The following is a 10,709-nucleotide window of genomic DNA, read 5'->3' as shown; positions in this document are numbered from 1 at the left end:
GTGCCGGCGGGTGCGTCGGCGTCGGTCGCGGCCGGGGCGGATGCGTGGGGTGCGGCGCGGGGGTGTGCGGGGGGTGCGGTGTCGGTCCGGGCGGACACCAGGAGGGCGGTGGTGGGGGGAGCGGATGGACGGGGGCCGGTTCGACCGGGACGCAGGTGGTGGTGCCCGCGAGCGCCACGGCGATCGTTCCGTGCCCGCCGGGGCCGGCGGCGGCGGACGCACAGGAGTCGGCGACGGCCGTCCCGCCGGGCGTGCCGGCGAACAGCCAGGCCAGGGTGAGCAGCGCGAACAACCGTACGGCTGGTGCGGATCGGGTCCGCTGGGGTCCGTGCACGACGGAGATACTCGGCGCCCGCGGGCCCGTCCACGCGGGAGCGCGAGGTGATTGCCCCGAACGAAGGACACGCGCGGTGCGGGAAGTTGATGGCCGTGCGCACGGAACGGCCGTCCCGCGGCCCGCCGTACGGAGGCCGTCACGGGGCCGGAAAGAAATCCGGGAGGTGGTTGAACACACCCGCCACATCCGCCCGTACCTAGGGCCAGCGGCGGCGCAGCAGAGCGCCGCACCACCCAGAGGATCACGGGGAGTCGACGATGAACACCTCCTGGCGGAGCGCCACACTCGCGGCAGCGGCTGCGTGCGTGCTCGCGCTGACGACGGCGTGCGGTCAGGACCAGGGCACGCCGTCGAGCAGCCAGAACGTGGGCGCCGCCTCCCCCGCCGGTGCGGGCAGCGCCCCCAGCGGCTACGGCTCCGCCCCGGCCGCCGCCGGTCAGGGCGGAGCCGCCGAAGGAGCCCCGGCGGGCGCGCTCGCGGTACGCAGCAGCGCCGAGTACGGCCAGGTCCTCACCGACGGCGCCGGGTTCACCCTCTACCGCTTCGACGAGGACACGGCGCAGCCGCCGAAGACGACCTGCGAGGCCGACTGCGCCACCGCCTGGCCGCCCGTGCCCGCCTCGGGCGCGACGGCGGCCGAGGGGATCGACAAGGCGCTGCTCGGCGAGGTCACCCGCGCCGACGGCAGCAAACAGCTGACCGTCGGCGGCTGGCCCATGTACCGGTACGCCAAGGACACCAAGGCCGGCGACGTCAAGGGCCAGGGGGTGGGCAACATCTGGTACGCGTCGGCCCCCGACGGCAAGAAGGCCGCCGCCGGCGGCGGGGCCGGGGCGGGCGATGACACGGGCGGGGAAGCGGGCGGCGACCTGCCCGGCCTGTCGACCCGGGTCGACCCGGAACTGGGCGAGGTCGTGGTCGACGCGAACGGCATGACGGTCTACCGCTTCGAGAAGGACACGCCCTGGCCGATGACGTCGGCCTGCACCGGTGCCTGCCTGGAGAAGTGGCCGGTCGTCGCCCCGGTCGACGCCGCCGACACCAAGGGCATCGACAACAAGAACGACGGTCGGCGGGGCTACGTCGTCCTCGACCGCCCGGACGGGCTGAAGCAGCAGAGCATCGACTGCTGGCCGCTCTACACCTTCGCGGGCGACAAGGAGCCCGGCGACACCAACGGCCAGGGTGTCGGCGGCACCTGGTACGCCATCTCGCCCGAGGGCAAGGCCGTCGGCAAGCCGAAGTAGCCGGTCCCCCTCCCCGTACGTGCGGGCGGTCACCCGGACCGCACCGCGACCCACCGCACCGGCCCCGAGGAGGTGATCGACAGCCCGAGTGCCGGATGTGTACAGCCAGGACACGATCCCCGGTCCGCCTCTTCCGTCCCCCACCCGGAGGAGGCGGACTTGGGCGTTCCCGGGGGCGTTCCCGGGCCGTTTCCGGGGCGCTCGGACCGGGCCGGCGGGGCTCGGGCGACAAAACGGCCCTTGCAGGAGGCAGCGATACGGAACGGACGGCCAATTTCCGTTTTCACTCGCCCTGTTGGCGACCGATCAGTAGCCTCAGCTCGAACACCGGAACCCCTGCGCCCCACCTGACGCGTTGGAGAGACTGATGGACCGTCCCGCCTGGGCCCCGCGGAGCATCGACATCTCGGTGCCGTCCGTGGCCCGGATGTACGACTACTACCTGGGCGGTTCGCACAACTTCGAGGTCGACCGGCAGGCGGCCCGCCGGGCGATGGAGTCCATACCGGGGATGCCCAAGATCATGCAGGCGAACCGGGCGTTCATGCGGCGCGCCGTGCGGTACGCGGCCGGTGAGGGCATCACCCAGTTCCTGGACATCGGTTCCGGCATCCCGACCTTCGGCAGCGTCCACGAGGTGGCCCGGGCGGCCGTCCCCGACGCGCGCGTGCTCTACGTCGACCACGATCCGGTGGCCGTGGCGCACAGCGAGGCCGTGCTGGCGGGGGACGAGGGCGCGGGCGTGCTCGGGGCCGACCTCCGGGACCCCCGGCAGATCCTGACGAGCCACCTGACCGAGCGTCTGATCGACCTGAACCGTCCGGTTGCCTTGCTCCTCGTTGCCATACTTCACTTCGTGGAGGACGCGGACGACCCGTACGGAGCGGTGGCCCAGCTGCGCGACGCGCTCGCGCCCGGCAGCCTGCTGGTGGTGACACACGCCTCGTACGAGGGCATTCCGCTGCCGCCCGAGCGGGCCGGGGGTGCCGTCGGGGTGTACGAGGACATCCGCAATCCGCTGATCATGCGTTCGCGCGACGACATCGCGCGGTTCTTCGAGGGGTACGACATGGTGGAACCCGGGCTGGTGCCGCTGGGGAAGTGGCGGCCGGACACGGCACCGGAGGACGAGGACCCGTATGCCTCCTCCGGTTACGCCGGCGTGGGGCGTACGGCGTGATCGCGGAGCCGGACGGGCCGGAGGACAGACTGCGCCGGTTCGCGACGATCTGGAGCCGGGCGGTCTTCCCGGTGACCTCCACGTCGCTCACCCGGCCGGAGTTCGAACAGCGTCTCGTGCCGCTCGCCCGGAGGCTGAGCGAGGCGCTGCGGGCCCGGACCTTCGAGCCCGACGAGGGCCGGGCGGTCGGCGCCGCGCTCGTCGCCGAGCACTGCACCGACCCGGAGGCCCTCAGCCGCTCGCTCGACTGCGTCGACGCCTACCTGGTGCTGTACTGCGCCGGGGAGGGCCGCCCGGAGGACCAGCGGGCCCGCGCCGCACGCCTGCAGCACGCCATGGCCGCCGGGTACGCGGCCGCGCTGCGGGACCGGACGCTGGCCGAGCAGGAGGCGATCTCGGCGGCCGCCCTGGCTGCCCAGGGAGCGGTGGCGCGGGCGCTGCACGCGACCGAAGCCCGGTTCCGCGCGGTGTTCGAGGGCGCCGCCATCGGCATCGGCATCGCCGACCTCGAGGGCACCATCCTCCAGGTCAACGGGGCGCTGCTGCGCATGTTCGGCGGCGGCTCGGAGCGGACCCTGCGCGGGCACAACGTCGAGAACTGGTCCCACCCCGAGGACGCGCCCCACGTCTGGCGCCTGTACCAGGAGCTGGTCCGCGGGGAGCGCGAGCACTACCACGTCGAGAAGGCCTTCAACCGCCCCGACGGAACGGTTCTCTGGACCAACCTCACGGTCTCCCTGCTGCGGGACGCGGACGGCGAACCCCGCTACCAGCTGGCCCTCATGGAGGACACCACCGAGCGGCGGCTGCTCAACCTCCGGCTGCGCTACGAGGCCACGCACGACGCGCTGACCGGCCTGCCCAACCGGACGCTGTTCTTCGAGCGCCTGGAGAAGGCCCTGGCCGCCGGCGAGGGGCAGCGCTTCGGGCTCTGCTACCTGGACCTGGACGGTTTCAAGGCGATCAACGACAGCCTCGGGCACGCGGCCGGCGACCGGCTGCTCGTCGAGGTCGCCGACCGGCTGCAGGCCTGCGCGACCGCGCCCGGCGAGATGGTCGCCCGGCTCGGCGGCGACGAGTTCGTGGCGCTGATCACCGGGCCCGACACCCAGAAGGCGGTCGACGAGCTCGCCGAGCGCGTCATCGGCGCGCTCGCCACCCCGGTCCGCATCGAGGGCCGGGAACTCCTGGTGCGCGGCAGCATCGGCATCGTCGAGGGCCCGGCCGGGGAGCGCGGCGCGGCGGAGGTGCTGCGCAGCGCGGACATCACCATGTACCGGGCCAAGTCGGCGGGCGGCAACCGCTACGAGATCGCCGACGCCGAGGCCGACGCCCGCGCCATCACCCGCCACTCCCTCACCATGGCGCTGCCCATGGCGCTGGACCGGGGCGAGTTCTTCATCGAGTACCAGCCGCTGGTCCACCTCGGCGACGGCAGCGTGCGCGGCGCCGAGGCGCTGGTGCGCTGGCTGCACCCGCAGCACGGCGTCCTCGGCCCGGACCGTTTCATCCCGCTGGCCGAGGACACCGGGCTGATCGTGCCGCTGGGCCGCTGGGTGCTGGAGCAGTCGGTGCGCCAGGCCCGGGAGTGGCGGGAGCGGGAGCGGCGGGGTGACTACTCGGGCCCGCTGCGCGTCAACGTCAACCTGTCGCCCTGCCAGCTGACCCACCCCGGACTGGTCCAGGAGACGGTGGACATCCTGGAGCGGGCGGGCGTGGAGCCGGGCGCGCTGTGCCTGGAGGTCACCGAGTCGGCCCTGATCGGCGCCGACGACGAGGTGCTGAGGCCGCTGCGGCGGCTGGCGGAGATGGGCGTGGACATCGCGCTGGACGACTTCGGTACGGGCTACTCCAATCTGGCCAATCTGCGCAGGCTGCCGGTGAGCGTCCTGAAACTGGACCGTTCCTTCACCCGGGGCATGCAGCACTTCCCGGCCGACCCGGTCGACCAGAAGATCGTCGAGGGCATCGTCTCCCTCGCCCACAGCCTGGACCTCGCCGTCACGGTGGAGGGCGTGGAGACCGGCCACCAGGCCGAGCAGCTCCGCGTCATGGGCTGCGACACGGCCCAGGGCTGGTACTACGCCCGCCCGGGCCCCCCGGACCGCCTGCACGACCTGGCGCTGGTGGACGCGAGCTGAGGGCGCCGCGCCCCTGGAAGAAAAGGGGGCGCAGCCCCTTTTCTTCCAGGGGCGCGGGGAACTGCGCGACCAGCCCAGGACAAACCGCACCCCGCGACGGAGCTCAACCAGAACGGCGCTACCCGAACCCGGCCGAAGGCTCACCGTTCCAACAACATCCGCTGCAACTCCCGAGCAGCCCGAGGCGGAGCCACATCACTGCGATGGGCCAACGCAATGGTCCGATGCAACCCGGGCCGCGCCAGAGGCGTCACCCGCAGCCCCTGCCCCGACCGCGCGGCGACCATCCGCGGCACCACGGCCACCCCCAGCCCCGCCCGCACGAACCCCAGCACCGCGTCCATCTCCCCGCCCTCCACCGCGAAGTCCGGCTCGAACCCCGCGGAGCGACACGCGGCGACCGTCAGCTCCCGCAGGTCGTACCCGTGCCGGAACATCACCAGGCGCTCACCCTCCAGGTCGGGGATCCGCACCCGCCGGCCGTCGCCGGGCGCCGGGGACTCCGGTGACGACACCACCACCAGGTCCTCCCGCAACACCTCCACCGTGGTCAGCGCGGGCGACGGCGTGGGCAGCGGCAGGACGACGAGGGCGAGGTCCAGGGAGCCGCGCGCGAGTTCCCGTACGAGGTCGTGCGAGCCGCTCTCCTCGACCAGCAGCCGGATGCCGGGGTAGCGGTCGTGGAAGGCACGCAGCACGTCCGGCAGCAGGCCCGTGCACACGCTCGGGGTCGCCCCGAGCCGCACCCGGCCGCGCCGCAGCTGCACCAGCTCGGCCACCTCCTGCCGGGCCGTGTCGGCGTCGGCGAGGATCCGGCGGGCCAGCGGCAGCAGGGCCTCGCCCGCGTCGGTGAGCGTGATGTTGCCGCGCGCCCGCCGGAACAGGTCCGCGCCCAGCTCCCGCTCCAGCGCCCTGATCTGCTGGGACAGCGAGGGCTGCGCGACGTGCACGACCTCCGCCGCGCGGGTGAAGTGCCGGGTCTCGGCCACGGCCACGAAGTACTGGAGCTGCTGGAACTGCATCCCTCCACCGTAACGCCACGATAGCCCCTGTCTATCGAATCGAGCCGCAGCATGTCTTGGACCGATGGGACCGAACGGCCCTAGCGTTCGTGGCATGGCTCTGGCAACGCGGACGGACCGACGGCCGTCCTTGGCACGCACCGTGTGGGACAGCTCCGTCGGCAAGAAGACCGTCATGGCGGTGAGCGGGCTGATCATGCTGCTCTACCTGGTCGTCCACATGCTCGGCAACCTGAAGATCTTCTTCGGGGCCGCCGAGTTCGACGGCTACGCGCACTGGCTGCGCACGCTCGGCGCGCCCTTCCTGCACCACGAGTGGGCGCTGTGGATCGTCCGCGTGGTGCTCGTCGTGGCCGTCGTCGCCCACGCCACCGCCGCGTACCAGCTCAGCCGCCGCGACATCAAGGCGCGCCCCAGCAAGTACGTGCACAAGAAGGCGCGCACCAGCTACGCCACCCGCACGATGCGCTGGGGCGGGATCATCCTCGCCCTGTTCATCGTCTGGCACATCCTCGACCTGACCACCGGCACCGTGCACCCGGACTTCCGGGCCGGGCACCCGTACCAGAACGTGGTCGACACCTTCTCCACCTGGTACGGCAACGTCATCTACATCGTCGCGGTGCTCGCGGTGGGCCTGCACGTCCGGCACGGCTTCTGGAGCGCCGCGCAGACCCTCGGCGCGGGCAGCCGCACCCGCGACCGTGCCCTGAAGACAGTCGCCAACGTGCTCGCGCTGGTGCTGACCATGGGCTTCGTCTCCGTACCCGTGGCCGTGATGACCGGAGTGGTGAGCTGAACATGACCTCCAACGCGACCGACGAGCAGTACACGGAGTACGCCGACTACACGACCGGGGAACCGGTCGTCGACACCAAGGCGCCCGCGGGCCCCGTCCACGAGCGCTGGGACAAGCGCCGCTTCGAGGCCAAGCTGGTCAACCCCGCCAACCGGCGCAAGCACACCGTGATCGTGGTCGGCACCGGCCTGGCCGGCGGCGCCGCGGGCGCCACGCTGGCCGAGCAGGGATACCACGTCGTCCAGTTCTGCTACTCGGACTCCCCGCGCCGCGCCCACTCCATCGCCGCGCAGGGCGGCATCAACGCCGCGAAGAACTACCGCAACGACGGCGACTCGATCCACCGCCTCTTCTACGACACGGTCAAGGGCGGCGACTTCCGCGCCCGCGAGTCCAACGTGCACCGTCTCGCCCAGATCTCCGTCGAGATCATCGACCAGTGCGTCGCGCAGGGCGTGCCGTTCGCCCGCGAGTACGGCGGTCTGCTCGACACCCGCTCCTTCGGCGGCGTGCAGGTCTCCCGCACCTTCTACGCCCGCGGCCAGACGGGCCAGCAGCTCCTCCTCGGCGCCTACCAGGCGCTCAGCAGGCAGATCGCGGCCGGGAACATCGAGATGCACCCGCGCACCGAGATGCTCGACCTGATCGTGGTCGACGGACGGGCCCGCGGAATCATCGCCCGCGACCTGATCACCGGGAAGATCGACACGTACTACGCGGACGCCGTCGTCCTCGCCTCCGGCGGCTACGGCAACGTCTTCTACCTGTCGACCAACGCCATGAACTCCAACGCGACCGCCATCTGGCGGGCGCACCGGCGCGGCGCGTACTTCGCCAACCCCTGCTTCACCCAGATCCACCCCACCTGCATCCCGCGCACCGGCGACCACCAGTCGAAGCTCACCCTGATGAGCGAGTCGCTGCGCAACGACGGCCGCATCTGGGTGCCGAAGGCCAAGGGCGACACCCGGCCGGCGCACGAGATCCCCGAGGACGAGCGCGACTACTACCTGGAGCGCATCTACCCCTCCTTCGGCAACCTCGTGCCCCGCGACATCGCCTCCCGCGCCGCGAAGAACGTCTGCGACGAGGGCAGGGGAGTGGGCCCCGGTGGCCAGGGCGTCTACCTGGACTTCGCGGACGCCATCCAGCGCATGGGCCGCAAGGCCGTCGAGGCCAAGTACGGCAACCTCTTCGACATGTACCAGCGGATCACCGACGAGGATCCGTACGAGGTGCCGATGCGCATCTACCCGGCCGTGCACTACACGATGGGCGGACTGTGGGTCGACTACGACCTCCAGACCACCGTCCCCGGCCTGTTCGCGATCGGCGAGGCCAACTTCTCCGACCACGGCGCGAACCGCCTCGGCGCCTCCGCCCTGATGCAGGGCCTCGCCGACGGCTACTTCGTACTGCCGTCCACGATCAACGACTACCTCGCCCGCAACCCGCACCGCGCCGCCGACGAGGAGCTCACCGACGAGCACCCCGACGTGCAGGAGGTGATCGCCGAGACCGAGGACCGGCTGCGCATGCTGCTGGCCGTCGACGGCGACCGCACCCCCGACAGCTTCCACCGCGAACTCGGCGAGCTGATGTGGGAGTTCTGCGGCATGGCCCGCACCGACAGCGGCCTGCGCAAGGCCCTGGAGCGCATCCCGCAGATCCGCGAGGAGTTCTGGCGCCGGATCAAGGTGCCCGGCACCGGCGAGGAGTTCAACCAGTCGTTGGAGAAGGCCAACCGGATCGTCGACTACCTGGAGCTCGCCGAGCTCATGTGCCTCGACGCCCTCCACCGTTCCGAGTCCTGCGGAGGCCACTTCCGCGAGGAGTCCCAGAGTCCCGAGGGCGAGGCGGAGCGCAAGGACGAGGAGTTCGCCTACGCGGCCGCCTGGGAGTTCACAAGTGCGGGCGCTGCGCCCGTCCTGCACAAGGAAGACCTGGTCTTCGAGTACGTCCACCCCACCCAGCGGAGCTACGCATGAAGCTCACCCTGCGCGTCTGGCGGCAGAAGAACGCCGGCGCCGACGGAGCGATGTCCACGTACGAGGTGGACGACATCTCACCCGACATGTCCTTCCTGGAGATGCTCGACACCCTCAACGAGGAGCTCATCCTCCGCGGCGAGGACCCGGTCGCCTTCGACCACGACTGCCGCGAGGGCATCTGCGGCGCGTGCAGCCTGGTCATCAACGGCGACGCCCACGGACCCGAGCGCACCACGACCTGCCAGCTCCACATGCGGTCCTTCCGCGACGGCGACACGATCGACGTCGAGCCGTGGCGCGCCGCGGCCTTCCCCGTGGTGAAGGACCTGGTCGTGGACCGCTCGTCCTTCGACCGGATCATCCAGGCCGGCGGCTACATCACCGCGCCGACCGGCGCCGCGCCCGAGGCGCACGCCACGCCCGTACCGAAGCCGGACGCCGACTTCGCGTTCGAGCACGCCGAGTGCATCGGCTGCGGTGCCTGCGTGGCCGCCTGCCCGAACGGCTCGGCCATGCTGTTCACCTCCTCCAAGGTCAACCATCTCAACGTGCTCCCGCAGGGCGCGCCCGAGCGCGAGACGCGGGTGCTCGACATGGTGGCCCAGATGGACGAGGAGGGCTTCGGCGGCTGCACCCTCGCCGGGGAGTGCGCCACCGCCTGCCCCAAGGGCATTCCGCTGATGTCCATCACGGGCATGAACAAGGAGTGGCTGCGCGCGACCCGCAAGGCGGGCAACAAGCGCTGACACCCGCTCCACAGGGACGTTCGCCGGCTGGGTGCGGACGGGCGGGACCGGGAGTGGTGCTCTTTCCCGGTCCCGTCTCACCACCGGGCCGCCCCGGGCATTCAACAACCGCACATCCCGGCTCTTGTCATGTGTCACGCCGAGGTCAGCCGGTGTCGGGAGAACTGGAGCGCGCGGACCGCGCCGCTCGTCACCGGTCCGCCGACGCACCGCCGAAACCGGCCGCGACCAGGAGAGAGCCATGACCGGCGTTCCCGCACCCGCACTCGCACCCGACGCATCCCCGAACTCCGCATCCGGCGCCCGCCGGATCTCCATGCCCGCCCAGGCCACGTCCTCAGCCACGTCCACGGCCCCGTCCCGCACCCCGCGCTACACCGTCTCCCTCGCCCGCGACGAGGCCGACGTCCGCGCCGCCCAGCGGCTGCGCCACGACGTCTTCGCCGGCGAGATGGGCGCCCTGCTGGCCACCCCCGAGCCGGGCCACGACATCGACGCCTTCGACACCTACTGCGACCACCTGCTGGTCAAGGACACCACCACCGGCCAGGTCGTCGGCACCTACCGGCTGCTGCCGCCCGACCGCGCCGCGGTAGCCGGCCGCCTGTACTCGGAGAGCGAGTTCGACCTCGCCCCGCTCGACGCACTCCGCCCCCACCTCGTCGAGGTCGGCCGGTCCTGCGTCCACCCCGACCACCGCGACGGCGCGGTCGTCGGCCTGATCTGGGCCGGCATCGCCCGCTACATGACCACCCGCGGCCACGAGTGGCTGGCCGGCTGCTGCTCCATCCCGCTGGCCGACGGCGGCGCCCTGGCCGCGGGCACCTGGGACCGGGTACGGAGCAAGCACCTGGCGCCGGAGGAGTACCGGGTGCGCCCGCTCCTCCCCTGGGACGCCGGGGTCACCGAGGACACCGCCCGCTCCGGGCGCACCGAACTGCCGGCGCTGCTCCGCGGCTACCTGCGCCTCGGCGCGTACGTCTGCTCGCCCCCGGCCCACGACCCCGACTTCGGCGTCGCCGACCTGTTCGTCCTGCTGTCGATGCGCCGCGTCGACGCACGCTACCTGCGGCACTTCCTGTCGCTCGTACCGGCGTGAGCGGCCTGACCGGCGCGGCCGCGGTTCCGGCGGTCCTGCTCGCGCCCCCGGTGCCGGCGCCGCGCCCCGCGCCGGCCACCAGCGCCTGGCTGCCGGCCGCCCCCTGCACGCCCCACGCCTGTGTGCGGCCGGCCCGGACACCGGCGG

8 protein-coding genes and 1 pseudogene are annotated in these 10,709 nt (G+C 72.2%); 7 read left to right on the top strand and 2 right to left on the bottom strand.

Going from position 1 to position 10,709, the window contains the following annotated elements; genetic code table 11:
• Positions 1 to 334, bottom strand: a pseudogene (locus UW392_RS03120) (hypothetical protein); the annotation flags it as partial.
• Between the two features lie 260 nt (positions 335 to 594).
• Between UW392_RS03120 and UW392_RS03115 the strand changes: the two are divergent.
• The 3 genes from UW392_RS03115 to UW392_RS03105 all read left to right on the top strand — a co-directional run bounded on the left by UW392_RS03115 (position 595) and on the right by UW392_RS03105 (position 4,905).
• On the top strand, positions 595 to 1,584 hold the full coding sequence (locus tag UW392_RS03115) for an SCO0930 family lipoprotein (RefSeq protein ID WP_320773279.1): 990 nt from the start codon (positions 595 to 597) through the stop codon (positions 1,582 to 1,584).
• A 367-nt stretch (positions 1,585 to 1,951) separates the two neighbouring features.
• Complete coding sequence (locus UW392_RS03110; protein WP_320773278.1) at positions 1,952 to 2,764, top strand: SAM-dependent methyltransferase; 813 nt, start codon at positions 1,952 to 1,954, stop codon at positions 2,762 to 2,764.
• On the top strand, positions 2,761 to 4,905 hold the full coding sequence (locus UW392_RS03105; protein WP_320773277.1) for a putative bifunctional diguanylate cyclase/phosphodiesterase: 2,145 nt from the start codon (positions 2,761 to 2,763) through the stop codon (positions 4,903 to 4,905). Before UW392_RS03110 ends, UW392_RS03105 begins: the two co-directional genes overlap by 4 nt.
• A gap of 140 nt (positions 4,906 to 5,045) precedes the next feature.
• On the opposite strand, the gene UW392_RS03100 is transcribed toward UW392_RS03105, so the two are convergent.
• Positions 5,046 to 5,927: a LysR family transcriptional regulator gene (locus UW392_RS03100; RefSeq protein ID WP_320773276.1), complete on the bottom strand. Its 882-nt coding sequence runs from the start codon at positions 5,925 to 5,927 to the stop codon at positions 5,046 to 5,048.
• Positions 5,928 to 6,021: 94 nt separating this feature from the next.
• On the opposite strand from UW392_RS03100, the gene UW392_RS03095 reads away from it, so the two are divergent.
• The 4 genes from UW392_RS03095 to UW392_RS03080 all read left to right on the top strand — a co-directional run bounded on the left by UW392_RS03095 (position 6,022) and on the right by UW392_RS03080 (position 10,562).
• Positions 6,022 to 6,726 (top strand): succinate dehydrogenase, encoded by a 705-nt coding sequence (locus UW392_RS03095; protein WP_320773275.1) that lies wholly within the window; start codon positions 6,022 to 6,024, stop codon positions 6,724 to 6,726.
• A 2-nt stretch (positions 6,727 to 6,728) separates the two neighbouring features.
• A complete protein-coding gene (locus tag UW392_RS03090; protein WP_320773274.1) occupies positions 6,729 to 8,714 on the top strand; it encodes a fumarate reductase/succinate dehydrogenase flavoprotein subunit in 1,986 nt (661 codons plus the stop codon).
• Positions 8,711 to 9,463: a succinate dehydrogenase/fumarate reductase iron-sulfur subunit gene (locus UW392_RS03085; protein ID WP_320773273.1), complete on the top strand. Its 753-nt coding sequence runs from the start codon at positions 8,711 to 8,713 to the stop codon at positions 9,461 to 9,463. The genes UW392_RS03090 and UW392_RS03085 overlap by 4 nt, the downstream gene beginning before the upstream one ends.
• A gap of 316 nt (positions 9,464 to 9,779) precedes the next feature.
• Entirely contained in the window at positions 9,780 to 10,562 is a 783-nt protein-coding gene (locus UW392_RS03080) for a GNAT family N-acetyltransferase (RefSeq protein WP_320773280.1), read from the top strand.
• Positions 10,563 to 10,709: the final 147 nt, after the last annotated feature.

This window comes from Streptomyces sp. CRN 30 (genome assembly GCF_034105845.1).
This window is presented reverse-complemented; position numbering and strand designations above follow the sequence as displayed.

Coding starts and splice junctions, on each gene's coding strand:
- UW392_RS03110 (WP_320773278.1), top strand. CDS start 1,952: ATGGACCGTCCCGCCTGGGCCCCGCGGAGCATCGACATCTCGGTGCCG.
- UW392_RS03090 (WP_320773274.1), top strand. CDS start 6,729: ATGACCTCCAACGCGACCGACGAGCAGTACACGGAGTACGCCGACTAC.
- UW392_RS03100 (WP_320773276.1), bottom strand. CDS start 5,927: ATGCAGTTCCAGCAGCTCCAGTACTTCGTGGCCGTGGCCGAGACCCGG.
- UW392_RS03080 (WP_320773280.1), top strand. CDS start 9,780: ATGCCCGCCCAGGCCACGTCCTCAGCCACGTCCACGGCCCCGTCCCGC.
- UW392_RS03095 (WP_320773275.1), top strand. CDS start 6,022: ATGGCTCTGGCAACGCGGACGGACCGACGGCCGTCCTTGGCACGCACC.
- UW392_RS03085 (WP_320773273.1), top strand. CDS start 8,711: ATGAAGCTCACCCTGCGCGTCTGGCGGCAGAAGAACGCCGGCGCCGAC.
- UW392_RS03115 (WP_320773279.1), top strand. CDS start 595: ATGAACACCTCCTGGCGGAGCGCCACACTCGCGGCAGCGGCTGCGTGC.